Source organism: Burkholderia diffusa (genome assembly GCF_001718315.1).
Taxonomy (GTDB): Bacteria; Pseudomonadota; Gammaproteobacteria; order Burkholderiales; family Burkholderiaceae; genus Burkholderia; species Burkholderia diffusa_B.
In genome coordinates this window covers 1,275,486-1,299,536 of record NZ_CP013363.1, presented here as the reverse complement: position 1 = coordinate 1,299,536, position 24,051 = coordinate 1,275,486, and the positions used below count along the sequence as shown (strand labels likewise).

Below are 24,051 nucleotides of genomic sequence, written 5' to 3'. Positions count from 1 at the left end.
GAGTCGCTCGATGAAGATCGGATGCTTCGCCGTCGCCGTCCTCGGCGCGATGGTCGTCGTTGCGATGCCGGTGCGCGCGGGCGGGACCATGTCCGACATGAGCATGGGCGACATGAAGATGTCGGCGCCGGATGCGGGGCTGACCGATGCCGAAGTGAAACGGGTCGATGCCGCGCACGGCATGGTGACGCTGAAGCACGGCGCGCTCGAGAACGTCGGGATGGCGCCGATGACGATGGCGTTCAGGGCCGGTGACAGGGCGATGATCGCGTCGCTGCACGTGGGCGACAAGGTCAAGGTCCGGGTCGAGCGCGTGAACGGTGCGCTCACGATCGTGAAGCTCGTGCAACGACAGTAACGGTCGCGCAAGCGACCGCGATCCGGGCGATCGACACGGGCCGGTCGCCCGCGCTAACCCGGGCCTTTACCAGGGTCGCCGTCGGCTTCCGCGAAATTCAATTCGACGCCATTGCCGGCCGGGTCGGTGAAAAAGAGCTGGAGCTGGCACGTGAGCGGCACGTACGCGCGCGAGTACCGGACCTGCGCGTCGGCCAGGCGCCGCTCCATGTCGGCGGCGTTCTCGCAGGAAAACGCCATATGGTCGACCGTATTGACGACGTGCGTCGGCCGAACCTCGCCGGGCCGTGCTTCCGACAGGTGGAGGATCGCCTGCGCCCCCGCGTAGAGCCAGTAGCCATTGCTCTGGAACGGCGGACGATAGCCCGCCTCGAGGCCTACGACGTTCACGTAGAAATCGCGCAGCGCATCGAGCGTGGCTCGATCTGCGCGCAAGTTGTAATGATTCAGTCCGATCACTGGCATGGCAGGTTGTCCGGTTCGTGCAAGGTGCGCACCGCACAGCATCGCGCAACGCGGGGTGTTCTGTCACCCCCGAATGCCTTTGATCGCCGCTGCCGGCCGCGCAAGGCCCCGCGCCGGCAGCGGCGTCGACATCACGATCGACGTGCGCGTTTCGCCGTACAGGTTGATGCGCTCGATCAGTTGCTCTAGGTGCGCCATGCTGACCGCGACGAATCGCATCACGTAGGAATCCGCGCCGGTCACGTGATGGCACTCGACCACTTCGGGAATCGTTTCGAGCAGCTTCAGGAATTTCGCCTTGGCCGGCTGCGGCACCGTGATGCCGATCAGCGCGCTCACCGGGTAGCCGGCCGCGGCCGAATTGACGCGCGCCGTGTAGCCGTCGATCACGCCCGTCGATTCGAGGCGTTTCACGCGTTCCGTCACCGCCGGCACCGACAGATGAACCTGGCGCGCCAGCTCCGTGTAGCTGATGCGGCCGTTGGCCTGCAGCAGCGCGAGTATCTTCCAGTCGAGTTCGTCCATCGTGGCGGAGTTTTTAAGGTGAAGGGGCCATTTTTCCTTAAAAACCGTCTTCAGCGGCGACCGGATTTTCCCTACGATGCGGTTCATGCCATTGCATGTCGCGAGGAGCCGGCCATGCTGTTCATCAAATCCGTCGTGATGGGGTTGTCGATCGCAGTGCCGGTCGGCCCGATCGGCATGCTCTGCATCCAGCGCAGCCTGAGCCGTGGCTTTCACGCGGGGTTCGCGACAGGCATCGGCGCCGCGTGTGCCGATGCGATCTACGGGCTGCTCGGCGCGCTGGGTGTCGCGGGCATCGTCACGGCGTTTCCGATGCTGACCGTGGCGCTGAAAATCGTCGGCGGCGCGTTCCTCGTGTGGCTGGCCTGGTCCATCGCGCGACAGGCGCCGGCCGCGCCGGCCGCGGTGCGCGACGTGCCGCGTGCGACCGTGCTGCGCGATTTCCTGACGACCTTCGGCCTCACGCTGTCGAACCCGATGACGATCCTGTCATTCGTCGGCATCTTCGCGGCGCTCGGCCCGTTGTCGGGCACGCATGAAGGTGCGATGGGTTCGACCGTGGCGTTGATGGTTGCGGGCGTGTTCGTCGGATCCGCGACGTGGTGGCTGTGCCTGAGCAGCGCGACCGCCGCGTTGCGCACGAAGATGCCGCTGAGCTTCACGCACGGCCTGTCGCGCGGATCCGCGGTCGTGATCGCGATGTTCGGCGCGATCCAGCTGATCGCCGGCATGCGCGGCATCGTCGGGGCGTGACGCAAACCACGCGTTCGACGCACCGCGCGCACCCGGGTCAGAACGTATAGCTGAGCTTGCCGAACGCGGCGCGACCGAGCGTGTTGTAGCCGTACGCGGTCATGTACTGACGGTCGAACAGGTTCGACAGCGTCGCCGACACCGTCAGGTGCGAATTGATCCTGTACGACGCGCGCAGGTTCACGGTCAGGTACGACGGCAGATACGTCGTGTTGGCCGGGTCGTCGAACGTCGTGCCGCCGTAGTTCAGCGACGCGCCCGTGCTCAGTGCATGCAGGTTGAATTCGTCCCACGTGTGGTCGACGTTGACGCTGACCGTCTGGCGCGGCCGGCGGTTGAGCCAGCTGTCGTTGGTTTCGTCCTGCGGATTCAGGAAACCGATCGCGATGCTCACGGGTGTATGGCGGCCGATCGTGCCCTTGTACGACAGGTCGATGCCGCGGATATGCGAGCGGCCGATGTTCATCGGCGAGCGCGTCGCGGGGTTGTACGCGATCAGGTTGCTGATGCGCGTGTCGTAGATCGCGGCGCTGAACGTGCCGTAAGCCGTGTTCGCGTCGAGCGCGGCCTCGACCGAATCGCTGCGTTCCGGGTTCAGGTCCGGATTGCCGTAGCCCGGGTAGTACAGGTCGTTGAACGAGGGCAGACGGAACGCGTTGCCGTACGACACGCGCGCCGTATAGACCGGCGTGATGGCCCACGACAGCGCGGCGTTACCGGTGTTCACGGCCTTTCCTGCGATGATCTCGTGCCGCCCCGCGACGAACATCGTCACGCTGCCGAGCGTCGCCGACTGATGCAGCGAGAACGCGGAGTCGTTGCGCGTGGGCAAGCCGTCCGGCACGTCGACCGGCAGGAATGCCTGTTCGCGCGTGAAGTCGTACGCGAGCTTCGTCTCGCCCGACAACGGCAGGCCGAACAGCCGGAAGCCATGCTCCTGATGGGTCAGCGACGTCGACGCGCTGATGCGCTGCGAGTTGATCTGGTCGGTCGGGATGGTCGGGTCGCTCGCATACAGGAACTGGCGATCGTTGGCATAACCGAACGACTGGTCGAACTGCGTGTCGGGCGTGATGTCGAGATGGAACGCGACGCCGGTCGTCAACTGATGATCGAGCTCGCGATTCGCAAAGCCGGCGTTGTCGAAGGACAGGTCGGAACGGTGATACAGCGCGAACGTCGAGATCGACCAGTTGTCGCGCGCGTAGCCGAGCCGCGCATCGAGGTCCTGCGCGTGATACGGATTGCGGCCGGCCTCGTGCCCGTATGCGAACGGCCGCGTCGCGTCGATGCCGGCCGTGTTGTAGTCGTGCAGGCCCAGCGTGTAGGTGAGGCCGCCGAGCGCGGCGAGCGGCCCCGTCGACGGCACGGTGCCCGACGTGCGCACCTGCGTGTCGAACGTCTTGTTCGAGCCGCCACCGAACGACGCGGTGGTCTGGTTCGGCTGGCCGGCCGCGCGGCGCGTGAACAATTGCACGACGCCGCCCATCGCATTCGCGCCGAACGACGCGGCGGCCGGCCCGGAGATCACCTCGACGCGTTCGAACGCGTCGGTCGGCAGGTCGGCCCACGGCGCGATGCCCGTCGTCGGCGAGCCGATCCGGATGCCGTCGATGAACACCGCGACCTGGTTGGCGGACGAACCGCGGATGCTGACGGAGGCGGACGAGCCGGGGCCGCCGTTCTGCGAGACGGTCACGCCCGGCAGCGTCGCGAGCGCCTGCGTGATGCTCGGGTCACTCGGCGACAGCCGGTCGAGATCGGCGCGCGTGAGCACCTGCGTCGTCGCATAGCGCTGGTCGAACGATTCGGGCAGGTGCCGCGTGTCGGTCACGCTGATCGTCGGCAGGTCGGCGGCTTCGGCGGGTCGGGGCGGCTGAGCGAGCGCCGAGTCGTCGGCGGCATGGGCGAGCGGGGCGAACAGCGCCGTGGCGGCGGACGTGGCGAGAAGGTGGCGAAGATTCATGAGGCAATGAGCGTGATCGTGTTGCAGGTACGGCGAGCGTAAGCGGGTGGCGGTGCGTACCGCCGGAGTTCGTTTGGGTCTATCACGAGACCGGACGGCGTGGGCGGTCGCCGGGCGAGCCGGACGACGCGATACGGCACACGCGTGCGGACACGGCGCGCCCATGGCTGGCGCGACGGCACGACGCTTCCGGCGAGGAAGCGGAGGGAGGCGGAAAGACTGGACATCTGAAGGGTCCTGAGGTCGGGCCGTCCATGCAACGGGGCGGCCGCCAAAGGCGGCGCCTGGCGCTCCGGGACACCCCGCCCGGCGCGGCTGCTTGGACCTCGGGTCGATGGCAGGTCTCCTGGCTCGCGGGTCGCTATTCGCACCGGCCTTCCCGGTTTCCCAGTGGCGTGGGGTAGTGCGGATTCGCCGCTCACAGTTGCGGGGGCAGCCGCAGATCCGAGGCGTTGCCTCTCCTGCGTTCCCTTTTGATCCCGTCTCCGGGAACCATCAGCGCGCAAGCGTAATGGCGAGCACTCCTGCGCGTCAATTGGCGATGCGCGCAGGGATGCGAAAAAACGTCAGTGCTCGCGGGATTCCTTCCCGATCTTGTCTTGCGAGACCTCGGCACCGCGTTACATCAGACGAAACGGAAAATCGACGAGGAAGGCGGCCAAGCCGGTAGCGATTGCAGAACGGCTCGCCTCGGGGCGTGCTGCGCGTGCTCGAACAGGCGGCGCCCGTTCGATCTCGTTCAAATGGGCGACGCGAAAGCCAAGCTCGTGCTGCATGTTGCGGATATCGCCGGCTGACGCAGAGCGGCCCGCGCACGACATTCTCTTGGGGCTGGCGGTGCGCTCGCTCGACGGCCGCACGCGGTTGCCGGCGCCCGTGATTACCGCATACGCGCATCCGCGCATCGACCCGACAGGACACTGACATGACGACTTCGATTCGCTTCGACGGCGGTACCGCCGTGATTACCGGCGCGGCCAGCGGGATCGGCAGCGGGCTCACGCGCCACGCCGCCGGGCTCGGCATGCGCGTGGTGCTGGCCGATCTCGACCCGGCAAAGCTCGACGCGTTCGCCGCGACGCTCGAAACCGACGTGCTGTGCGTGCCGACGGACGTCAGCCGCCCGGAAGCCGTCGACGCGCTGGCCGACGCCGCATGGCAACGCTTCGGCGGCGTCGACCTGCTGTTCAACAATGCGGGCGTGATGGCGACCGGTTTCAGCTGGGAAATCACGCCGGAGCGGTTCGAGCGCAGTTTCGCGATCAACGTGCACGGCGTGATGAACGGGATCCGCAGCTTCGTGCCACGCATGCTCGAGCGCAACGTGCCGGCGCGCATCGTCAATACCGCGTCGGTCGGCGGGTTCCTGCCGAGCCCGTTGATGTCGCCATACTCGGCGACGAAATTCGCGGTGGTCGCGCTGACCGAATCGCTGTACGGCGAACTGAAGATGCTCGGCGCGCCGGTCGGCGTGTCGCTGCTCGCGCCGGGCCCGGTGCAGACGGGCATTTTCAACGACCCGTTCGGCGCCGCGCACGAGCGGCCGGAGGTGCAGGGTTTCGTCGAGGCGATGCGCGAGATGCTGAACGCGCACGGGCTCACGCCCGACGCATTCGCGGCGCGGGCGTTCGACGGTATTCGCGACGGGCGTTACTGGCTGATTCCGCAACCGCAGACGATCGACGGCGCGCTGCAGCAGCGCACCGCGGACATCCTCGCCGCGCGCGATCCGTCGCTGCCGTCGATGTGATGAGGTGACGCGGGCCGGCCGACCGATGCGGCCGGCTCACGCCGGGTTACATATGCGTGCCGGCGTGCGTGCGGCCGCTGGGGTCGCCGCCGCGATCGGGCGGCGTATTGTTCTGATCGATCTTCGCGAGCACGAAGCCGGCATGCGGAAGCGCGGCGGGCGGCCGATGGGCGGCCTGCGCGACCGGGTCGTGCGGCGACGTGGCGACAAAACCGGATGATGTCGCGCCCGGTTGAGCGAACGCCGTAACGGATGCTGCCGCGAAGGCGGCGGCGACGATCGCGTGCGTGTTCATGGAACCTCCTTCTTCGCGACTGACTGCGGGACAACGCATTCAGTCTAGGGCGCGAAACTTAACGCGACGTGAAGGAACAGCGGCGCGCGGATGAAAGGATGTTCATGCGGCCATCCGCGCGCCGCGACGCATCATGCGGATGCGGCGACCAACGCGCAGAAGTTCTCGAGATCGACGTTGCCGCCGCTGATCACGATGCCGACGCGCTTGCCTTTCAGTTCGTCCTTCATCCGGCGCGCGGCCGCGAGCGACAGGCAGCCGGTCGGCTCGACGACAATCTTCATGCGGGTCGCGAAGAAGCGCATGCAGTCGACCAGTTCCGCATCGGTCGCGGTCAGGATGTCATCGACGTCGCGCCGCAGGATCGGGAACGTCAGGTTGCCGAGGTGCTGGGTCTGCGCGCCGTCGGCGATCGTGCGCGGCGTGTCGATATGGACGATCGACCCGGACCGGAACGATTGCTGTCCGTCGTTGCCGGCTTCCGGTTCGACGCCGTACAGCTTCGCGCGCGGCGACAGCGCGCGCGTCGCGAGCGCCGTGCCCGACAGCAGGCCGCCGCCGCCCAGCGGCGTGAACACGGCGTCGAGCGGCCCGACTTCGTCGAACAGCTCCTTCGCCGCCGTGCCCTGGCCCGCGATCACGTCCGCGTGGTCGTACGGCGGCACCAGCGTGAGCCCGTGCTGCTCCGCGAGCGCGCGGCCGATCTGCTCGCGGTCCTCGGTATAGCGATCGTAGGTCACGACGTTGCCGCCGTAGCCGCGCGTCGCGGCCATCTTCGCGGCCGGCGCGTCCTGCGGCATCACGATCGTCGCCGGGATGCCGAGGATGCGCGCCGACAGCGCGATCGCCTGCGCATGGTTGCCCGACGAGAACGCGACGACGCCGTGACGGCGTTGTGTCGCGTCGAAGCGCGACAGCGCGTTGAACGCGCCGCGGAACTTGAACGCGCCCATGCGCTGCAGGTTTTCGCACTTGAAGAACACCTGCGCGCCGAGCGCTTCGTCGATCGTTCGCGACGTCATCACGGGCGTGCGGTGCGCGCGGCCGTCGAGTCTTGCCGCGGCGGCCGCGACGTCGTCGTAGGTGGGGAGGGTCGGAGTGTTCATGAGTCGCTCGTCGGAAGAGTCGGTCAACAGGTTGGCAGGACGCGCCACGGGCGCGTCTGCCTCACGCATCATTTCGCATCGTTGTATACGGTGGCACGCGACACGCCGAGATGTTGCGACACGATTTCCATCGCGCGGCGCACCTCGAGGAAGCCGTCGGCCTTCAGCATCTGCATCAGCTCGCGTCGCTGGTCGGTCTTCAGTTCGCGCGGTGTGGTCGCGAGGCGCGTCGCGAACGCGTCGATGCGCTGCCGGATCGCGTCCGCGCCGGCCGGGTCGAGCGTTTCGGCGACCGGCGCGCCTTCGGTGCTGCAGAACTGGTTCAGCATCCCCTGGAAACCGCGAAACAGCGTGACGTCCGCGTTCAGGCACAGCGCGGCCACGTAGCGGCCGCTCGAATCCTTGACGCCGATCGACGTGCTTTTCGCGGTGCGGCCGTCGGCGAAGCGGTTCGCGTAGTTCGCGAGCACTTGCGGGAAGTCGTCGTCCTCGATGCGGGCGAGCCCGAGTTCAGTCGCAGGATCGCCGATCGCGCGGCCCGACAGGTTGTTGTGGATCGCGAGGATCGCATGCTTCGGCGTGCGCAGGTCGTGCACGACGACCTCGGTGAACGGCGCGAACATCGCGCCGAGCCCTTCGGCGATGCGCAGCACCTGCTCGATCAGCGACGCCTGCTCCGACTGCGGCGTGGAGCGGGGCGTGGTCATGTGCTGGCCTCGAGCGCGGGCGCGTCGATCGCTTCCGGCCGCGTGATGTCGGCCAGCAGCGGGCGGGCGATCCGCACGTAGTCGGATGCGTCGAGTACGACCGAGCGGTCGAGGCGGCCCGCATTGAACGCGATTTCGTCATTGAGCTCGATCAGTGCGGGGTCCGCGACGAGCGTTACGTTCGCGTCGAACACGAACGGCGGCACGGCGCCCATCACGCAGCGCGTGACCGCGGCGGCAAGTTCGGGCGGCGCGAGCGTCGCCTTGCGGCGGCCGACCGCGTCGGCGACCTTGCGAAAATCGATCTTCAGATGGCCAGGGATGACCGCGAGCGCGGTGACGTCGCCGCCGTCCTTGAACGTGCAGAGCATCGCCTTCGCGCCCTGCTCGGGACGCGTGCCGCGAATCGTCGCGATCACGTCGGATTTGCCCTCGGCCGGGTGCTCCAGCACGCGGAACCGCGCGCCGGAGGTGGTCAGCAGCTCGCACAGCGCGTCGAAAACGGGATAGTCGCTCATGTCGATCCAGGCAGGAGGCCGCGCATCGCCGTACGTGGGTCGGCGCGCTTCGGGTTCGTCATCGATGAATTGTCCAAGTATAGACGTTTTGTCATGCGCATGGCAAAGGACCGGAACCTGGGCCGCCATGTCTGTCCATCCACCAACTGCCGAAAGGCAATTTCATATCACGGAATGTTTGCGAGATTCCCGCCACGTCGCCGTCCCGCGGCTTGAAAACCTGTTTTGCATCGCAAAACGAGCTGCTTATCTCATTGAAAAACAAGCGAAATTTATATCTTATGTCTTATATAAGACTTCGCCGAAAACGGATCGGGCAGCGTTACCATTGAGTCCATGCAGTTCGCTTCGTCACACGGAGCGGGCACGCTGAACCCTTTACTTAAATGCGCTTCGTTCCCAGGAGATTGACATGTCCCAATATCAAGACGACATCAAGGCAGTGGCTGGCTTGAAGGAAAACCACGGCAGCGCGTGGAATGCCATCAATCCCGAATATGCCGCCCGCATGCGTGCCCAGAACAAGTTCAAGACGGGCCTCGACATCGCGAAGTACACCGCGAAGATCATGCGCGCCGACATGGCCGCGTACGATGCGGATCCGTCCAAGTACACGCAGTCGCTGGGCTGCTGGCACGGCTTCATCGGCCAGCAGAAGATGATCTCCATCAAGAAGCACTTCAACAGCACCGAGCGCCGCTACCTGTACCTGTCGGGCTGGATGGTTGCCGCGCTGCGCTCGGAGTTCGGCCCGCTGCCGGACCAGTCGATGCACGAAAAGACGTCGGTCAGCGCGCTGATCCGCGAGCTGTACACGTTCCTGCGCCAGGCCGATGCCCGTGAGCTCGGCGGCCTGTTCCGCGAACTGGACGCCGCGAAGGACGCGGCTGCCAAGGCCGCGATCCAGGAAAAGATCGACAACCACGTCACGCACGTCGTGCCGATCATCGCCGACATCGACGCCGGCTTCGGCAACGCGGAAGCGACGTACCTGCTCGCCAAGCAATTCATCGAAGCAGGCGCGTGCTGCATCCAGATCGAAAACCAGGTGTCCGACGAGAAGCAGTGCGGCCACCAGGACGGCAAGGTCACCGTGCCGCACGAGGACTTCCTCGCGAAGATCCGCGCGATCCGCTACGCGTTCCTGGAACTGGGCGTGGACGACGGCATCATCGTCGCGCGTACCGATTCGCTGGGCGCGGGCCTGACCAAGCAGATCGCCGTGACCAACGCGCCGGGCGACCTGGGCGACCAGTACAACGCGTTCCTCGACTGCGAAGAACTGTCGGCCGACCAGCTGGGCAACGGTGACGTCGTCATCAAGCGCGACGGCAAGCTGCTGCGTCCGAAGCGCCTGCCGAGCAACCTGTTCCAGTTCCGCGCCGGCACGGGCGAAGCACGTTGCGTGCTCGACTGCATCACGTCGCTGCAGAACGGCGCCGACCTGCTGTGGATCGAAACCGAAAAGCCGCACATCGCGCAGATCGGCGGCATGGTCAGCGAAATCCGCAAGGTCATCCCGAACGCGAAGCTGGTGTACAACAACAGCCCGTCGTTCAACTGGACGCTGAACTTCCGTCAGCAGGCGTACGACGCGATGAAGGCAGCGGGCAAGGACGTGTCGGCATACGATCGCGCGCAGTTGATGAGCGTCGAGTACGACGAGACGGAACTGGCCAAGCTTGCCGACGAGAAGATCCGTACGTTCCAGGCCGATGCGTCGCGTGAAGCAGGCATTTTCCACCACCTGATCACGCTGCCGACGTACCACACGGCCGCACTGTCGACCGACAACCTCGCGAAGGAATACTTCGGCGAACAGGGCATGCTCGGTTACGTGGCCGGCGTGCAGCGCAAGGAAATCCGTCAGGGCATCGCGTGCGTCAAGCACCAGAACATGTCCGGCTCGGATATCGGCGACGACCACAAGGAATACTTCAGCGGCGAAGCCGCGCTGAAGGCAGCGGGCAAGGACAACACGATGAACCAGTTCTCGTAATCGTCATACCCGCGGCACGACGCCAACCCGTTCACGACGGGTTGGCGTTTTTTTTACCCGCGCATTGCCTTCACGACGTACTGGCTCGTCGGCACCACGTCGATCTTGTCGAAATCGATGAAGCGTGCACAGCTGTCCATCATCTCCGCGACGTTGCGCTGGAATTTCTCCTCGTCGCCGACCGCATCGAAGAACGCATACGGATCGGTCATCGCGGCGGCCGGGAAGCATTCCTCGACGATCGCGTCGTAGCCGGGTGCCGCATGCGTGAGCGCGCGCACGACCACGTTCTGCACGTACAGGAAGTTGTCCTGCGTATCGATCGCGACGCGCGTGTGATGGCCGTGCCATACGTCGAGCCACGCTTCGTGCGTGAGGCGCGGCGGGCGCTTCAGGAACGCGAGCTGAGAGAAGCCGGTCGTGCGCTCGCCGGGCCGCGCGGGAAAGCGCGTGTTCGGAATCGGCTGCGACTCGGCGACGAGATACGCGGCCATGTGCGGGACGACCGCGCGCACCGCGTCGTCGAACGGCTGGCGGAACATCGGGTTCGCGCTGTCGATCCACATCGCGACGATCCCGTCGATGCCCGGATGCGTGTTGGTCTGTTTCAGGCCGGCGGCCGGCGCGACGTCGGCGTCGGCAACGTTGACCTGCACGCCGTGCGCGCCCAGCGACAGCAGCTTGTCGGCGAGCTGCGCGCGCACGCTGCGGCTCCATTGCTCGGGCGAGGCCTGCGCATCGCGCCACAACACGTAAATGACTTTCTCCATTGCTCCGGCTCCAAAGGGAATGACGAGGTCGGCGGCGCTGCCGCCGGGTTTCAGGAAGCGTTGACGGCCGAGTCGGTCGAACCGGACGCGTCGTGCGCAACCGGCGCGAAGCGGTTGGCGGTCAACGTGAACGACGACGGAATCGGCGACGTGACGGTTTCGAACAGGCGCTCGTGACGCGTCGCGTGAATACGCCACACGCCGTCGCGCTTCACGTACTGGTCGTCGTAGAACGCGGTGCCGTGCAGCAGGTAGTTATCCTCCAGATTGATCGCATGATCCTCGAGAAACCACACGCCGCACGCATGATCGGCGGACACCAGCGTGAGCTCGGGGTGGTGGCCGTGATGCATCGTCAGGAAGGTCGGCTTGCCGATCAGTTCCCGCAGGCTCGATACGAATGCGTCGCGGCCGTCGTATGCATAGCGGCCGCCGTACAGGCGCGCCTCGCAGTTCTCGGTCAGGCATTGCGCGAGCAACGACCAGTTGTGCGTGTCGACCGCGCGGAAATACCGGTATTTCAGCTGGCGGATCTGCTCGTACTCGTGGAGCGTGCGGGTCGTCTCGTCCATCGCCGTGTCTCGTGGTGGTGTCATCCGATGGTAGAAATGAAGCCACCCGTGTCACATCGTCTGTTCGGACGAACGCCGCGGGCCGCGATGAAGTCCGCGCGATACGCGGCATCGAGGTTCATCCAAACAGGTGATGGCCGGCCTCCCGTGTGCCTGTAACGTGGCGTCGACGCGGTTTCGATCCGCGCACACGAGACCAAGGAGACGGCATGACCCCGATCGAACGAATGGAAGCGCGCGTGCGCAGGCTCGAGGACGCCGACGCGATCCGCCGCCTGAAGGCGCGCTACTTCACGTGCTGCGACCGGAAGGATCCGCAAGGGATGCGCGATTGCTTCGCGCCCGGCACGGTGCAAATCGACTACGGCCGAATCGGCACGTTCGACCACCGCGATGCGCTCGTAGACGTGTTCGAGCGGCTCGGCTGCCACCCGCACATCGTCGAAATGCACCACGGCGTGAATCCCGACATCACCGTGCTCGACGACACGCATGCGCGCGGCACGTGGGGTCTGCATTACCAGATGCTCGACACCAACGCGCGCACGCTCACGCAGCTCGGCGCGACCTACGACGACGAATACCGGAAGGTCGACGGCGAATGGAAGATCGCGGCCACGCGCTGCGTCGCCACGTCGACGCTGTCCGTCCGCTACGACGGCGATGCGCCGGGCGTGCTGTTCGCCGGCGCGCAGCCGCCTGTCGCGTGACGACACGTCGTAACCCACGCAGGTTGAAAACGTTCCCCAGGAGACATCGAACATGGCACAGAACAACGCGGCGCCGGTCGCCGTCGTGACGGGTGCGTCGCGCGGCGCGGGCAAGGGCATCGCGCGCGCGCTCGGCGCGGCCGGCATGACCGTCTACGTGACGGGCCGCTCACAGAACGAAGGCGACGCGCCGCTGCCCGGCACGATCCACGAAACCGCGCGCGAGATCGACGCGCTCGGCGGACGCGGGATCGCCGTCGCGTGCGACCACGCGGACGACGCACAGGTGAAGGCGTTGTTCGAACGCGTCGAGCGCGACAGCGGGCGGCTCGACATCCTCGTCAACAACGCGACCTACTTGCACGACCAGCTGATCCTGCCGGGCCCGTTCTGGGAGAAGTCGCTGGACCTCGTGAACATCCTCGACGTCGGGCTGCGCTCGGCGTACGTCGCGAGCTGGCACGCCGCGCCGCTGATGGCAAGGCGCCGCAGCGGGCTGATCGCGTTTACGTCGTCGTTCGGCGCGAGCTGCTACATGCACGGCGCCGCGTACGGCGCGCAGAAGTCCGGCGTCGACAAGTTCGCGAAGGACATGGCCGTCGACCTGAAGCCGTTCGACGTCGCGGCCGTGTCGATCTGGATGGGTCCGCTGCACACCGAACGCACGACGCGCGTGTGGGACGAGCATCCGGATCTCTACAAGGACTTCGCGCTCGTCGCCGAAAGCCCGGAATTCACCGGCCGCGTGATTCATGCGATCCACGCCGATCCGCAACGCATGACGCTGTCGGGGCAGGTGCTGGTCGGTGCGGAAGCCGCGCTGCGGTACGGCATCGCGGATCTCGACGGCAAGCAGCCGCCATCGTATCGCGAGCTGCTCGGCGGGCCCGTGCAGGCTCATCCGGCGATCGTCGCTTAAGGAGCGCAGATGGGCATTCTCGAAGGCAAGGTCGCGCTCGTCACGGGTGCGGGGCAGGGCGTCGGGCAAGGCGTTGCGTACGCGCTTGCGGCAGAAGGCGCGCAAGTGGCCGTGGTCGGCCGCACGCGCGACAAGCTGATCGCGACCTGCGATGCGATCCGCGCACGCAGCGGTGTCGCGGAGCCGTTCGTGTGCGACGTGATGGACGCCGCGCAAATCGCGCGGTGCGTCGATGCGGTCGTCGAGCGGTTTCGCGGCGTGCAGATCCTGATCAACAACGCGCAGGTCGTGCCGCTCGGCCGCCTGCTCGACGTGACCGACGCGGATTTTCTCGCGGGCCTCGAGTCGGGGCCGATCGCGACGCTGCGCATGATGCGTGCGTGCCATCCGCATCTGAAGGGCGATGGCGTGATCGTCAATTTCGCGTCGTCGGCCGCGGTGCGCTGGGACACGTCGGGCTACGGTGCGTACGCGGCGACCAAGGAAGCGATTCGAGCACTCACGCGCGCGGCGGCATGCGAATGGGGCGCCGACGGCATTCGCGTGAACGCGGTCGCGCCGCATGCGCTGTCGCCGGGACTGAAGGGCTGGGTCGACGCGAATCCGGACGAAGCGGCCGCGTTCTTCCGCACGATCCCGCTCGGCCGCGTCGGAGACTGCGAGCACGACATCGGGCGCGCGATCGTGTTCCTCGCGAGCCGCGACGCCGCGTACCTGACGGGGGCGACGCTGCCGCTCGATGGCGGGCAGGCGTACTGGGGCTGACGGCGAACGCGACGCAAATCAACGGCCGGCACCGTTGCGCGTCACAGTGCGCGGCGGCCGGCAAACCGGAATCGGAAAGCATCGAGGAGAGAGCGACATGGGTCGACTGGAAGGGAAGGTGGCGATCGTCACGGGCGGCGCGCGCGGGATGGGCGCCGCGACATGCAGGCTGTTCGTCAGCGAGGGCGCGTGCGTGGTGATCGGCGACGTGCTCGACGCGGAAGGCGAGGCGCTTGCGCGCGAACTTGGCGACGCGGCACGCTTCATGCGGCTCGACGTGGGCGACGAAGCGAACTGGGCGCGCGTCGCGGATGCGACCGTCGAGCAGTTCGGCCGCATCGACGTGCTCGTGAATAATGCGGCCGTGCTGATGTTCGGCGCGATCACCGAATTGTCGAAACGCGATTTCGAGCGTGCGGTATCGATCAACCTCGTCGGCACGTTCGTCGGGATTCGAACAATCGCGCCGCGCATGATCGAGCAGAAGCGCGGGTCGATCGTCAACATCTCGTCGGTGGACGGGCTGCGCGGCGTGAACGCGCTGGCCGCCTACGTATCGAGCAAATGGGGCGTGCGCGGGTTGACGAAGGTGGCGGCGCTCGAACTCGGCCACCAGGGCGTGCGCGTGAATTCGATCCATCCCGGTGGCGTCAACACCGCGATGTCGAACCCGACCGGCGCACCGCTCGACGAGATCAACAAGCACTACACGCACGTGCCACTGCAACGCGTCGGCTTGCCTGACGAAATCGCGCGTGCGACGCTGTTTCTCGCGAGCGACGAAGCGTCGTACTGCAACGGCGCCGAACTGTCCGTGGACGGCGGGATGGCAGCGGGCGCGTATTACCCCGGATTGCCGGGCGCGCCGTTTTGAGCGGTACCGTACACAACGCATGCGCGATGGATGTTTGTGTACGCAACCTAATTCAGGGTTTGCCTGAGTAGCGAAAACACGAATTCGGTCCGCGACCGTGCGCATGCATCGCATGCGAACGTGTCGCGCGATTTTTTCCGTATTCGCGAAACCATTGCGGGACGGACGTTCCAGCCGTTTCGTCCCCAAAGCTCACGCGCCGACGCAGTAAAAAGGACCTGCGGCAAGCGGCATGCCGGTGCGTCGTGACAATTGTTTCTTGTTGCAACGCAACGCCCGCCCAATAACGGCGATGGTATGCTGGCCGGCATGGAGTTGTACGGCAGGTTGCTTGCATGGCGAAACTCGCGTTCGCACGCTCATACGAGACATCACATTCTCTCGCCCGCATCGCGGCATCGATACGCGCTCCGCTCGCGTGTTCCGCCTTGCGCGTCGCTGCATCCTGCGCTCCGACCGCATTCCCCATCTCGCGGGCTCGTCCCGCATCCCCCATCCCCGCCCAATAGTCTGGAGACATTCCCATGTCGCAAAACAATCTGGCCGAAGCGACGCACGGCCCGCTGATCGCTCCCCCGGCATTCGTCAAGCATCGAAAACTGATCGACTGGGTGTCGCGTATCGCGGCGCTCACCGAGCCCGAGCGCGTCGTCTGGTGCGACGGCTCGCAGGAAGAAAACGACGCGCTGTGCCAGGCGATGGTCGACCAGGGCACGCTCACGCGTCTGAATCCCGCGAAGCGCCCGAACTCGTATCTCGCGCAGTCGGATCCGTCCGACGTCGCGCGCGTCGAGGACCGCACGTTCATCTGCACCGAATCGCCTGACGACGTCGGTCCGACCAACAACTGGATCGCGCCGGAAGAAATGCGTGAGACGCTGAACGGCCTGTTTCGCGGGTCGATGCGCGGCCGCACGCTGTACGTCGTGCCGTTCTCGATGGGCCCGCTCGGCTCGCCGATCGCGCACGTCGGCGTCGAGCTGTCCGACAGCCCGTACGTGGTGGCGAACATGCGGATCATGACGCGCATGGGCCGCGAGGTCTATGACGTGCTCGGCGAGGACGGCGAATTTGTGCCGTGCGTGCACAGCGTCGGTCATCCGCTCGAAGCAGGGCAGAAGGACGTGCCGTGGCCGTGCAACCCGGTCAAGTACATCGTGCATTTCCCCGATACGCGCGAGATCTGGAGCTTTGGCTCGGGCTACGGCGGCAACGCGCTGCTCGGCAAGAAATGCTTTGCACTGCGCATCGCGTCGACGATGGGCCGCGACCAGGGCTGGCTCGCCGAACACATGCTGATCCTCGGCGTGACGTCGCCGGCCGGCAGGAAGTATCACGTCGCAGCGGCGTTCCCGTCCGCGTGCGGCAAGACCAACTTCGCGATGCTGATCCCGCCGCAAGGTTTCGATGGCTGGAAGGTCACGACGATCGGCGACGACATCGCATGGCTGAAGCCGGGCCGCGACGGGCGCCTGTATGCGATCAACCCGGAGGCCGGCTTCTTCGGCGTCGCGCCGGGCACGGGTGTGAAGACCAACCCGAACGCGATCGCGACGCTGAAGGAAAACGTGATCTTCACGAACGTCGCGCTGACGGAAGACGGTGACGTATGGTGGGAAGGCCTGACCGACACGCCGCCCGCGAAGCTGACCGACTGGCAAGGCAACCCGTGGACGCCGGAGATCGGAAAGGAAACCGGTCGCAAGGCCGCACATCCGAATTCGCGCTTCACGGCGCCGGCATCGCAATGCCCGTCGATCGACGCGGACTGGGAAAACCCGGCCGGCGTGCCGATCGACGCGTTCATCTTCGGCGGCCGCCGCTCGACGACCGTGCCGCTCGTGACCGAGGCGCGCGACTGGATCGAAGGCGTGTACATGGCCGCGACGATGGGCTCGGAGACGACCGCCGCCGCAGCCGGCCAGCAGGGCGTCGTGCGCCGCGACCCGTTCGCGATGCTGCCGTTCTGCGGCTACAACATGAGCGATTATTTCGCGCACTGGCTGAAGATCGGCAAGCAGCTCGAAGGCGCAGGCGCCAAGCTGCCGAAGATCTACTGCGTGAACTGGTTCCGCAAGGACGCGAACGGCAAGTTCGTATGGCCGGGCTTCGGCGAGAACATGCGCGTGCTCAAGTGGATGCTCGATCGCCTCGAGGGCCACGGCGGTGGCGGCGAACATGCGTTCGGTGTGTCGCCGGCTTATGAAGACCTGCACTGGGACGGGCTCGACTTCACGCGCGAGCAGTTCGATGCGGTGACGTCGATGAATGCCGACGAATGGCGCGACGAACTGAAGCTGCATGCGGCGCTGTTCGACACGCTGAAGCTGCGTCTGCCGACCGAGCTGACCGACACGATGAAGAGGATCGAACAACGCATCGGCGGCTGACGATTGAAGTCGAAGTAACCACGTAACTTGAAGTCGAAGTAACCACGTAACAACGTGGTGGCATGAACGTCCCGCGGCCGGCATGCATCGCCGGCCGCGGGACGTTCTTGTTTCTGCTTCGTTTCAGCGTTGCAAGCGGTGCGTCCGGCGTGCGTTTACGCGCCGCACTGCGCGACCACTTCGTTCACCGCACGCTGCACGTCGCCGCGCCGGTAGCGCAGCAGTGCGATATCGGCCGGATCGGGTTCGTACGACACGACGTTGCCGCGCCCCGTATAGATCGCGATATCCGGCAGCAGCGGATGCTCCTGATCGAGCGACGGCACCGGCTGCGGATTGCCGGCCGCGCGGAAGAAGGCCGCGAAATACTCGGCGAAGCTCAGGTTCTCGTCGCCGACGAGATACGCCTTGCCGGATTCGCCGCGTTGCAGCGCGCCCCAGATCGCTTCCGACAGCGATTGCGTCGAGATGAAGTTGCTGCCGCCGGCCGGCCCGTACACCGGCAGGCCGGCGAGCCTGCCCTGCGCATAGCCCGTGTACGCGGCGAACATCTCGTTGCGCAGCCCCGGCACCGATCCGACGACGAACGGCGCATTGACGCTGCACACCGCGAACGACGGCGACGCGAGCGCGCGCACGCGTTCGTCGGCGAGATGGCGCGAGCGCACGTACGGCACCGTGTCGACGAGCGCCGGCGCGACCTGCGGATAGAAACTGCCGACCAGCACCGCGCGCTTCACGCCCGCGTCGCGCGCGAGCGCGAAGAAGCGCGGCACCGCGTCGACGTTCGCGCGTTCCCAGTGAGCGGCTTCGTCGGTGCCGGGCGGCAGGTGGCGGATGTCGTTGCCTGCCGCGAACACGACCGCGTCGAACGGCGCGAGATCGTCGCGCGTGAAGTTGCCGGCGACGTAGTCGCGCAGCAGCACGTCGAACTGCGCGAGCGCGCTGCCGGGCGCGGGCGGCTTGCGCGCGGCGAGCGTCACGTCGTTGCCTTGTGCGTGCAGATGCAGCGCCGCGTGGCCGCCGATGAGGCCGGTGCCGCCGATGATCAGAATGTTCATGGTGTCTCCGAGGGCGGCGCAGGTGCGCCGCATGAATTGAACCGACGATTGAACGGATGAAGCCGCGCGAAGCGGCGCTCAGAAGTTGAAGCCGTTGCCCGTGACGACCGGCATGTTGGTCCAGAAGCCGTTCGGGTCGCGATACCAGCCGGCCGCCGCGAGCGCGCCGCCGTCCACATGGAGCGTCGTGCCGGTGACCCACGCGGCGAGCGGGCTCGCGAGGAACAGCGCGGCGCCCGCGATGTCGCCGGCCGCACCGAAGCGCCCGAGCGGAATCCAGCGCGGGACGTGCGCGCGATGCTCGGCCGCGACCATCGCGCTCACGGGCACCTGCGGCGTCTCGGTGGTCTCCGGCGCGATCTGGTTCACGCGGATGCCGGCCGGCCCGAGTTCGAGCGCGAGGCTTTTCGTGAAACCGGTCAGCGCGGCCTTGAACGACGCATAGACGGTGCAGTTCGGTATCGCGCGGAAGCCCTCGATCGACGACACGCCGACGATGCTGCCGCCCGCGCCGCGCTTGCGCAGCAACGGCAGCATCGCGCGCGTGACGACGAACACCTGGCGCAGGTTCACGTCGAACAGGCGCGCGATGTCGTCGTCGGTATGGGCGTCGAACGGCTTCGCGATCTGCAGGAAATCGCCGACGTTGTTGACGAGCACGTCGAGGCCGCCGAAGCGTGCGTCGATCGTCCGCGCGAATGCGTCGACTTCGTCGCGGCGCGTGACGTCCACGACGCCCACGAGCGCGTCGACGCCCGCGGCTTCGAGCGCCTCGCGCACGTCCTGCGCGCGCGCGGGATCGAGCTCGGCCACCGCGACGCGCGCGCCCGCCGCACCGAACGCTTGCGCGCACGCGCGACCGATGCCCGCGCCGCCGCCGGTGACCAGCACCGTCTTGCCGGCAAATGAAATCATCACAAGCCTCCTTCGAACGGGAAAGGCACGCGCCGCGTCACAGCGACGACACGAGTTGCGCGTTGTCGATCCGCAGCTCCGCGCCGTTCACGAAGCGCGACTCGTCGGATGCGAGGAATAGCACGAGATTCGCGACGTCCCTCGGGTCGCACATGCGCGCCATCGGATCGTTGCCGATGCCGAGTTCGGCCCGGTCGAGGCCCGGCATCAATGCTTGCGTCATCGGCGTCCAGATCCCGTCCGGGTGGATCGAGTTGCAACGGATCCGGTAGCCGCTGCGCTTGCAGTGCACGGCGACGCTGCGCGCGAGCGCCGTCACCGCGCCTTTCGAGCCGGTGTATGCGCACATCATCGGCAGGCCGCCGAGCGCGGCGACCGACGACATCATCACGATCGAGCCGGGCGTGTCGTTGTCCTTCATCGCGCCGATCGCGTACTTGCAGCCGAGGAAGTAGCCGTCCGCGTTGACACGGAGCACGCGCCGCCAGGTATCGAGGCTCGTGTCCTCGATCGAGCCGACCGGGCAGATCGCCGCATTGTTGACGAGTACGTCCAGGCGTCCGAAGCGATCGAGCGTCGACGCGATCGCGTGCCGCCAGCCGTCCTCGTCGGCGATGTCCTGGCGGACGAACAGCGCCGTATCGCCGATTTCACGCGCGAGCGCGCGGCCCGCCTCCTCGTCGATGTCGGTGAGCACGACGCGCGCGCCCTCGGCGGCCAGCAGCAGCGCATCCTCGCGGCCGACGCCGCTCGCCGCGCCGGTGATCAGCGCGACCTTGTTTGCGACTCGATTCATCTTTGGGTCGATTTCCTGTGATGTATTGAAAGAACGAGGCCGCTCAAGCGGCGCCCGGCGCACGGCCGGCCCTGACCGCATCGAGCGCGGCCGCGCCATAGATCTGCGCGATCGTGGCGTCGACGCGCGGGTTGGCGCGCAGTTCGTGGCCGCCGTCGACCGCGAAGCTCTGGCCCGTGACCCAGCCCGACTCCGGGCCCGCGAGATAGCGCACCGCATGCGCGATCGCTTCCGGTTCACCGAGCGTGCCGAGCGGAATCTGTTCGAGGAAGCTGTCGACCAGTGCACGGTCGTCGAACATCGGTGCGGTGGCTTCGGAGCGCGTGAGGCCCGGCCGCACCGCATTGACGCGGATCTTCGCGCCGGCCAGCTCCTCGGCCGCACCGCGCACCAGCGCTTCGAGCGCGGCTTTCGCGGTGCAGTACGCAGTCAGCCAGCGGAAATTGATCTGCGCGGCCGTCGACGAGATGCAGACGATCGCGCCGCCGCCGCTGTCGGCGAGTCGCGGCGCGGCGTGACGAATCGCGGCGAACGCGCTGTGCAGGTTCAGGTCGATTTCGGCGCGGAAGCTGTCGGCGTCGTGCATCAGCAGCGGGCGAAACCCGGCGCCGCCGACGGTCGGCACCACGATGTCGAGACGGCGATCGAGCGCCCATGCGGTGTCCAGCGCGGCCTGCAGGTCGGCGTCGTCGCAGGCGTCGCCGGCGTGGAGCGCGACGCGGCTGCCGGGCACTGCGTCGGCAAGGCGCCGCTGTGCGCGTTCGAGCGCGTCGCGGCGGCGGCCCATCAGCACGACGGCCGCGCCGTCGGCGACGAGCGCGTGCGCGCAGGCCGCGCCGATGCCGCCGGCGCCGCCCGTGACGAGTGCGGTGCGACCGGCGAGAGGGAGGGGCGAGCGCATCGTTCAGCCCTCCAGCGGCAGGTCTTGCGACCAGTCGACGTGCAGCGTGCGCGCGGCGAAGCGCCACGTGCCGCCGTCGAACACGCAGCGGTCGCGATAACGCAGCCCCCAGTCGAGCTTGCGCTTCACGCCGTCGCGCACATAGACGTGGCACGCGACGCCGTAGGTCTCGACATCGGCTTCGCCGCTTTCGAGCGTGACGAGCTGGTTGTGCACGTGATGCTGGGTCGTCTCGTAGCGTTCGATCACGCTCATTCCGGCGACGATCGCGTCGCGGTCGTCGAAGCGGAATCCGGGTCCGTCGAGCTGCGCGTCGACGGTGAAGAGGGTGGCGAGGCGCGCCCAGTCGCGCCGGTCGACGGCTTGCGCGTAACGGCACGCAAGTTCGTACAGCGCGTGGCGGGCATTCGAATCGGTCATGCGGTACTCCCGTGAGTGGACGGAAAGCGTCTGCCGCGCCGCGCGTGCGGCCGCGGCGGCATTGCGACGTCGATGCGCAGGTTCGCATCGGACCAACCGGTCCTCATCATCCATACGGAGCAGGGTGAGGATCGGGGAAAACACCGGGAGCGACGGTGGCGCAACATCGGATGCTGCGATGCGGCGGCGGATGCGCGGCGTGGGTCGGATGGCGAGGTGCCCGGTCGCACAAGCCAGGGCAGACAATTCGCGGGTCCTTCAGCTGAACCGGATCGCGCGGTAATGCTGCAACGCAGCGCGCCACATGAAGCCCGCTTCGCGTTTGCCCCTAGTCGAAACGGACGATGGCCGACGGGCCGGCGCTGGCTACCGTGCAGTCATCCGGCGCCGTTGCATGTGGCCAGTCGCCGGATACGAACCGCGATGACGGCCAACCGGAGGGGACGACGATCATGAGACTTTCGACTCGCAAGCTGTGCGTATTGGCGATAGGCACGTTCGCGGCCATGGCGATGGCGCGATATGGCGCCGACCAGGTCCCGTCGCCGCCGTATGCGGCCGGCATCCTGCAATGCCGCTCGGTCGACTCGAATGGCCTGCCGTCCGGTTGCGTACCGATCGATCCGTCGCACTTCGGCTTCGCCGCGTTGCGCGGCATGTGACGCCGGCGCGGCCGTGCGCCGCGCCTTTGCGATGTCGCCAGGAAGCCATCGCGATGCGGTGGCTTCCTGGCGGACCGACCGGATGGCGCACGTCGATACCTGCGCCGCGCGCCGTCCGACACGTGCTGCTCGTCCGGTTCCCGTCGCTGTCGGACCTCCCCGCACTCGACACGCGGCGCGCCTCGCGTGCGCATCGACAACGCGCCGATGCCCGTGTCGAGTCGCCCGCACCGGCGATGCCGCGCCACGCCCCCGTTTTTCACCGATTCCCTTCACGCAGACTCATGGCCCCCATGTCATCCGACTATTCCCTGACCCGCCCCCTGAACATCCGCGACGTGCATCGCTGGGATGCCGAACACGACGTCGTGATCGTCGGCTTCGGCGCAGCCGGCGCATGCGCGGCGATCGAAGCCGCGAGCGCCGGCGCCGACACGCTGATCGTCGAGCGCGCATCGAGCTACGGCGGCACGAGCGCGCTGTCCGGCGGCGAGATCTACCTCGGCGGCAGCGGCGGCACGCCTGCGCAGCGGCAAGCCGGCTTCAGCGACGATACCGAGGACCTGTACCGCTACCTGATGCTCGCGGGCGGCCGCGACGCGGACGAGGCGAAAGTGCGTCTCTATGCGAACGAGAGCCTCGCGCATCACGACTGGCTCGTCGCGCAGGGCCTCACGTACAAGAACACGTTCATCGCCGAGCGGATTGTCGAACCGGAAACGGACGACTGCCTGATCTGGTCGGGCAGCGAGGAGGCCTGGCCGTTCAGCGAGGCCGCGAAGCCGTGCCCGCGCGGCCACACGCCGCAATGGCCGGGCTGGGGCGGCGGGCAGATGCTGATGCGCGTGCTGGCCGAGCGCGTGCAGGCGCTCGGTGTGTCGACACGCTACGACACGCGCGCGCTGGCGCTGATCGTCGACGATGCGGGCGCGGTGCGCGGCGTCGTGCTGCGCGCGTACGGCGAGACGGCATGCGTGCGTGCGAGTCGCGCGGTGATCCTGTGCGCGGGCGGCTTCGCGATGAATCGCGACATGGTGCGCCGGCACGCGCCGCAATTGCTGCGCTCGGACGAGCCGATCGGCAGCCCCGGCGACGACGGCTCGGGCATCCTGCTCGGCCAGAGCGCGGGCGGCGCGGCGATCCACATGGACCAGGGCTTCGTCAGCCTGCCGTTCTACGCGCCCGAATCGCTGATTCGCGGAATCTTCGTGAACGCGCGCGGCCAGCGCTTCATCAACGAGGACGGCTATCACGGTCGCACCGGCCATCACGCGTTCCACCAGGCCGACGACCGGATCTACCTGCTGGTCGACCAGGCGACCTACCAGGAGCCGCCCGCGATCGCGCGGATCGGCATTGCGGCAGCGGGCGAGACATGGGAGGAAGTCGAACGCGACCTGCAGATGCCCGCCGGCACGCTGACGGCGACCGTCGACGTCTACAACCGCCACGCGGCACAAGGCGTCGATCCGCTGTTCCACAAGGCGAAGAAGTGGTTGAAGCCGCTGATCGAGCCGCCGTTCGTCGCGCTCGATTGCAGGATCGACTACGCGTTCTATCCGCATTTCACGCTGGGCGGGCTCGATACGCTGCCCACCGGGCAGGTGCTCGATGCGGCGCGCGCGCCGGTGGCCGGCCTCTATGCGGCCGGCCGCACGAGCTGCGGGCTGCCGCGCTGGGGCGCCGGGTACAGCTCGGGATTGTCGCTGGCCGACGCGACGTTCTTCGGCCGGCAGGCCGGCCGTCACGCCGCGCATTCGGCGAGCGAGACGCTGCGCAACGCCGCCTGAGCAGAAAAGAACGATGCCCCGGGCAACCGTGTTGCACCGGGGCATCGTCGTTTCTGGCGGACGTT

At 67.1% G+C, this 24,051-nt stretch carries 26 protein-coding genes and 1 riboswitch; of the genes, 11 read left to right on the top strand and 15 right to left on the bottom strand.

The window, feature by feature from the left end; genetic code table 11:
• Window positions 1-10 precede the first annotated feature (10 nt).
• A complete protein-coding gene (locus tag WI26_RS21095; protein ID WP_069227069.1) occupies window positions 11-358 on the top strand; it encodes a copper-binding protein in 348 nt (115 codons plus the stop codon).
• Between the two features lie 53 nt (window positions 359-411).
• Here the strand turns inward: WI26_RS21095 and WI26_RS21090 are convergent, their stop codons facing one another.
• Together WI26_RS21090 and WI26_RS21085 are read right to left on the bottom strand one after the other, a co-directional pair.
• A complete protein-coding gene (locus tag WI26_RS21090; RefSeq protein WP_069227068.1) occupies window positions 412-822 on the bottom strand; it encodes a VOC family protein in 411 nt (136 codons plus the stop codon).
• Window positions 823-885: 63 nt separating this feature from the next.
• Complete coding sequence (locus WI26_RS21085) at window positions 886-1,347, bottom strand: Lrp/AsnC family transcriptional regulator (RefSeq protein ID WP_069227067.1); 462 nt, start codon at window positions 1,345-1,347, stop codon at window positions 886-888.
• 114 nt (window positions 1,348-1,461) lie between these two features.
• Here WI26_RS21085 and WI26_RS21080 point away from each other — a divergent pair, with 114 nt between their 5' ends.
• A complete protein-coding gene (locus WI26_RS21080) occupies window positions 1,462-2,100 on the top strand; it encodes a LysE family translocator (protein WP_069227066.1) in 639 nt (212 codons plus the stop codon).
• A 37-nt stretch (window positions 2,101-2,137) separates the two neighbouring features.
• Here WI26_RS21080 and WI26_RS21075 read toward each other — a convergent pair whose 3' ends face one another.
• Window positions 2,138-4,066, bottom strand: a complete 1,929-nt coding sequence (locus WI26_RS21075) for a TonB-dependent receptor domain-containing protein (protein WP_069227065.1) — start codon at window positions 4,064-4,066, stop codon at window positions 2,138-2,140.
• 318 nt (window positions 4,067-4,384) lie between these two features.
• Window positions 4,385-4,578, bottom strand: a riboswitch (cobalamin riboswitch).
• A 108-nt stretch (window positions 4,579-4,686) separates the two neighbouring features.
• On the bottom strand, window positions 4,687-4,842 hold the full coding sequence (locus tag WI26_RS32335) for a hypothetical protein (RefSeq protein WP_155626434.1): 156 nt from the start codon (window positions 4,840-4,842) through the stop codon (window positions 4,687-4,689).
• Between the two features lie 149 nt (window positions 4,843-4,991).
• Here WI26_RS32335 and WI26_RS21065 point away from each other — a divergent pair, with 149 nt between their 5' ends.
• Complete coding sequence (locus tag WI26_RS21065; protein WP_069227063.1) at window positions 4,992-5,816, top strand: SDR family NAD(P)-dependent oxidoreductase; 825 nt, start codon at window positions 4,992-4,994, stop codon at window positions 5,814-5,816.
• Between the two features lie 46 nt (window positions 5,817-5,862).
• Here WI26_RS21065 and WI26_RS21060 read toward each other — a convergent pair whose 3' ends face one another.
• The 4 genes from WI26_RS21060 to WI26_RS21045 all read right to left on the bottom strand — a co-directional run bounded on the left by WI26_RS21060 (window position 5,863) and on the right by WI26_RS21045 (window position 8,442).
• Entirely contained in the window at window positions 5,863-6,111 is a 249-nt protein-coding gene (locus WI26_RS21060; protein ID WP_069227062.1) for a hypothetical protein, read from the bottom strand.
• A gap of 131 nt (window positions 6,112-6,242) precedes the next feature.
• Window positions 6,243-7,217: a threo-3-hydroxy-L-aspartate ammonia-lyase gene (locus WI26_RS21055; protein WP_059468051.1), complete on the bottom strand. Its 975-nt coding sequence runs from the start codon at window positions 7,215-7,217 to the stop codon at window positions 6,243-6,245.
• 68 nt (window positions 7,218-7,285) lie between these two features.
• Complete coding sequence (locus tag WI26_RS21050) at window positions 7,286-7,924, bottom strand: helix-turn-helix transcriptional regulator (RefSeq protein WP_069227061.1); 639 nt, start codon at window positions 7,922-7,924, stop codon at window positions 7,286-7,288.
• On the bottom strand, window positions 7,921-8,442 hold the full coding sequence (locus tag WI26_RS21045; protein ID WP_069227060.1) for a YbaK/prolyl-tRNA synthetase associated domain-containing protein: 522 nt from the start codon (window positions 8,440-8,442) through the stop codon (window positions 7,921-7,923). The genes WI26_RS21050 and WI26_RS21045 overlap by 4 nt, the downstream gene beginning before the upstream one ends.
• Window positions 8,443-8,854: 412 nt before the next feature.
• Here WI26_RS21045 and WI26_RS21040 point away from each other — a divergent pair, with 412 nt between their 5' ends.
• A complete protein-coding gene (locus WI26_RS21040; protein ID WP_059468048.1) occupies window positions 8,855-10,441 on the top strand; it encodes an isocitrate lyase in 1,587 nt (528 codons plus the stop codon).
• Between the two features lie 53 nt (window positions 10,442-10,494).
• On the opposite strand, the gene WI26_RS21035 is transcribed toward WI26_RS21040, so the two are convergent.
• On the bottom strand, window positions 10,495-11,211 hold the full coding sequence (locus WI26_RS21035) for an EthD domain-containing protein (RefSeq protein WP_069227059.1): 717 nt from the start codon (window positions 11,209-11,211) through the stop codon (window positions 10,495-10,497).
• A 50-nt stretch (window positions 11,212-11,261) separates the two neighbouring features.
• Window positions 11,262-11,783 carry a nuclear transport factor 2 family protein gene (locus WI26_RS21030; protein ID WP_069227058.1) on the bottom strand — a complete coding sequence of 174 codons (522 nt, stop codon included), beginning with the start codon at window positions 11,781-11,783 and terminating at the stop codon, window positions 11,262-11,264.
• Between the two features lie 209 nt (window positions 11,784-11,992).
• Here WI26_RS21030 and WI26_RS21025 point away from each other — a divergent pair, with 209 nt between their 5' ends.
• From WI26_RS21025 to WI26_RS21005, 5 genes are all read left to right on the top strand, one after another.
• Complete coding sequence (locus WI26_RS21025; protein ID WP_069227057.1) at window positions 11,993-12,493, top strand: nuclear transport factor 2 family protein; 501 nt, start codon at window positions 11,993-11,995, stop codon at window positions 12,491-12,493.
• A 52-nt stretch (window positions 12,494-12,545) separates the two neighbouring features.
• Window positions 12,546-13,412, top strand: coding sequence for an SDR family NAD(P)-dependent oxidoreductase (locus tag WI26_RS21020; RefSeq protein WP_069227056.1), 867 nt, complete (start codon window positions 12,546-12,548; stop codon window positions 13,410-13,412).
• A gap of 9 nt (window positions 13,413-13,421) precedes the next feature.
• A complete protein-coding gene (locus WI26_RS21015; protein ID WP_069227055.1) occupies window positions 13,422-14,177 on the top strand; it encodes an SDR family NAD(P)-dependent oxidoreductase in 756 nt (251 codons plus the stop codon).
• 97 nt (window positions 14,178-14,274) lie between these two features.
• Window positions 14,275-15,051, top strand: coding sequence for a glucose 1-dehydrogenase (locus WI26_RS21010; RefSeq protein WP_069227054.1), 777 nt, complete (start codon window positions 14,275-14,277; stop codon window positions 15,049-15,051).
• Between the two features lie 524 nt (window positions 15,052-15,575).
• A complete protein-coding gene (locus WI26_RS21005) occupies window positions 15,576-17,441 on the top strand; it encodes a phosphoenolpyruvate carboxykinase (GTP) (RefSeq protein WP_069227053.1) in 1,866 nt (621 codons plus the stop codon).
• Window positions 17,442-17,596: 155 nt separating this feature from the next.
• Here the strand turns inward: WI26_RS21005 and WI26_RS21000 are convergent, their stop codons facing one another.
• From WI26_RS21000 to WI26_RS20980, 5 genes are all read right to left on the bottom strand, one after another.
• Window positions 17,597-18,502, bottom strand: a complete 906-nt coding sequence (locus tag WI26_RS21000; RefSeq protein WP_069227052.1) for an NAD-dependent epimerase/dehydratase family protein — start codon at window positions 18,500-18,502, stop codon at window positions 17,597-17,599.
• 78 nt (window positions 18,503-18,580) lie between these two features.
• The gene (locus WI26_RS20995; protein ID WP_069227051.1) at window positions 18,581-19,417 is read right to left on the bottom strand and encodes an SDR family NAD(P)-dependent oxidoreductase; all 837 of its coding nucleotides are present in this window, start codon (window positions 19,415-19,417) and stop codon (window positions 18,581-18,583) included.
• 37 nt (window positions 19,418-19,454) lie between these two features.
• On the bottom strand, window positions 19,455-20,213 hold the full coding sequence (locus tag WI26_RS20990; RefSeq protein ID WP_069227050.1) for an SDR family oxidoreductase: 759 nt from the start codon (window positions 20,211-20,213) through the stop codon (window positions 19,455-19,457).
• Between the two features lie 43 nt (window positions 20,214-20,256).
• Window positions 20,257-21,114: an SDR family NAD(P)-dependent oxidoreductase gene (locus WI26_RS20985; protein ID WP_069227049.1), complete on the bottom strand. Its 858-nt coding sequence runs from the start codon at window positions 21,112-21,114 to the stop codon at window positions 20,257-20,259.
• 3 nt (window positions 21,115-21,117) lie between these two features.
• Window positions 21,118-21,534 carry a nuclear transport factor 2 family protein gene (locus tag WI26_RS20980; RefSeq protein ID WP_069227048.1) on the bottom strand — a complete coding sequence of 139 codons (417 nt, stop codon included), beginning with the start codon at window positions 21,532-21,534 and terminating at the stop codon, window positions 21,118-21,120.
• 452 nt (window positions 21,535-21,986) lie between these two features.
• On the opposite strand from WI26_RS20980, the gene WI26_RS20975 reads away from it, so the two are divergent.
• Both WI26_RS20975 and WI26_RS20970 read left to right on the top strand, forming a co-directional pair.
• Complete coding sequence (locus WI26_RS20975; RefSeq protein ID WP_069227816.1) at window positions 21,987-22,196, top strand: hypothetical protein; 210 nt, start codon at window positions 21,987-21,989, stop codon at window positions 22,194-22,196.
• Window positions 22,197-22,489: 293 nt separating this feature from the next.
• The gene (locus tag WI26_RS20970; protein WP_069227047.1) at window positions 22,490-23,986 is read left to right on the top strand and encodes an FAD-dependent oxidoreductase; all 1,497 of its coding nucleotides are present in this window, start codon (window positions 22,490-22,492) and stop codon (window positions 23,984-23,986) included.
• Window positions 23,987-24,051 lie beyond the last annotated feature (65 nt).

Bases quoted from the DNA above. Each gene is read 5' to 3' on its own strand.
- WI26_RS21095 (WP_069227069.1), top strand. From the start codon at position 11: ATGAAGATCGGATGCTTCGCCGTCGCCGTCCTCGGCGCGATGGTCGTC.
- WI26_RS21090 (WP_069227068.1), bottom strand. From the start codon at position 822: ATGCCAGTGATCGGACTGAATCATTACAACTTGCGCGCAGATCGAGCC.
- WI26_RS21085 (WP_069227067.1), bottom strand. From the start codon at position 1,347: ATGGACGAACTCGACTGGAAGATACTCGCGCTGCTGCAGGCCAACGGC.
- WI26_RS21080 (WP_069227066.1), top strand. From the start codon at position 1,462: ATGCTGTTCATCAAATCCGTCGTGATGGGGTTGTCGATCGCAGTGCCG.
- WI26_RS21075 (WP_069227065.1), bottom strand. From the start codon at position 4,066: ATGAATCTTCGCCACCTTCTCGCCACGTCCGCCGCCACGGCGCTGTTC.
- WI26_RS32335 (WP_155626434.1), bottom strand. From the start codon at position 4,842: ATGCAGCACGAGCTTGGCTTTCGCGTCGCCCATTTGAACGAGATCGAA.
- WI26_RS21065 (WP_069227063.1), top strand. From the start codon at position 4,992: ATGACGACTTCGATTCGCTTCGACGGCGGTACCGCCGTGATTACCGGC.
- WI26_RS21060 (WP_069227062.1), bottom strand. From the start codon at position 6,111: ATGAACACGCACGCGATCGTCGCCGCCGCCTTCGCGGCAGCATCCGTT.
- WI26_RS21055 (WP_059468051.1), bottom strand. From the start codon at position 7,217: ATGAACACTCCGACCCTCCCCACCTACGACGACGTCGCGGCCGCCGCG.
- WI26_RS21050 (WP_069227061.1), bottom strand. From the start codon at position 7,924: ATGACCACGCCCCGCTCCACGCCGCAGTCGGAGCAGGCGTCGCTGATC.
- WI26_RS21045 (WP_069227060.1), bottom strand. From the start codon at position 8,442: ATGAGCGACTATCCCGTTTTCGACGCGCTGTGCGAGCTGCTGACCACC.
- WI26_RS21040 (WP_059468048.1), top strand. From the start codon at position 8,855: ATGTCCCAATATCAAGACGACATCAAGGCAGTGGCTGGCTTGAAGGAA.
- WI26_RS21035 (WP_069227059.1), bottom strand. From the start codon at position 11,211: ATGGAGAAAGTCATTTACGTGTTGTGGCGCGATGCGCAGGCCTCGCCC.
- WI26_RS21030 (WP_069227058.1), bottom strand. From the start codon at position 11,783: ATGGACGAGACGACCCGCACGCTCCACGAGTACGAGCAGATCCGCCAG.
- WI26_RS21025 (WP_069227057.1), top strand. From the start codon at position 11,993: ATGACCCCGATCGAACGAATGGAAGCGCGCGTGCGCAGGCTCGAGGAC.
- WI26_RS21020 (WP_069227056.1), top strand. From the start codon at position 12,546: ATGGCACAGAACAACGCGGCGCCGGTCGCCGTCGTGACGGGTGCGTCG.
- WI26_RS21015 (WP_069227055.1), top strand. From the start codon at position 13,422: ATGGGCATTCTCGAAGGCAAGGTCGCGCTCGTCACGGGTGCGGGGCAG.
- WI26_RS21010 (WP_069227054.1), top strand. From the start codon at position 14,275: ATGGGTCGACTGGAAGGGAAGGTGGCGATCGTCACGGGCGGCGCGCGC.
- WI26_RS21005 (WP_069227053.1), top strand. From the start codon at position 15,576: ATGTCGCAAAACAATCTGGCCGAAGCGACGCACGGCCCGCTGATCGCT.
- WI26_RS21000 (WP_069227052.1), bottom strand. From the start codon at position 18,502: ATGAACATTCTGATCATCGGCGGCACCGGCCTCATCGGCGGCCACGCG.
- WI26_RS20995 (WP_069227051.1), bottom strand. From the start codon at position 19,417: ATGATTTCATTTGCCGGCAAGACGGTGCTGGTCACCGGCGGCGGCGCG.
- WI26_RS20990 (WP_069227050.1), bottom strand. From the start codon at position 20,213: ATGAATCGAGTCGCAAACAAGGTCGCGCTGATCACCGGCGCGGCGAGC.
- WI26_RS20985 (WP_069227049.1), bottom strand. From the start codon at position 21,114: ATGCGCTCGCCCCTCCCTCTCGCCGGTCGCACCGCACTCGTCACGGGC.
- WI26_RS20980 (WP_069227048.1), bottom strand. From the start codon at position 21,534: ATGACCGATTCGAATGCCCGCCACGCGCTGTACGAACTTGCGTGCCGT.
- WI26_RS20975 (WP_069227816.1), top strand. From the start codon at position 21,987: ATGAGACTTTCGACTCGCAAGCTGTGCGTATTGGCGATAGGCACGTTC.
- WI26_RS20970 (WP_069227047.1), top strand. From the start codon at position 22,490: ATGTCATCCGACTATTCCCTGACCCGCCCCCTGAACATCCGCGACGTG.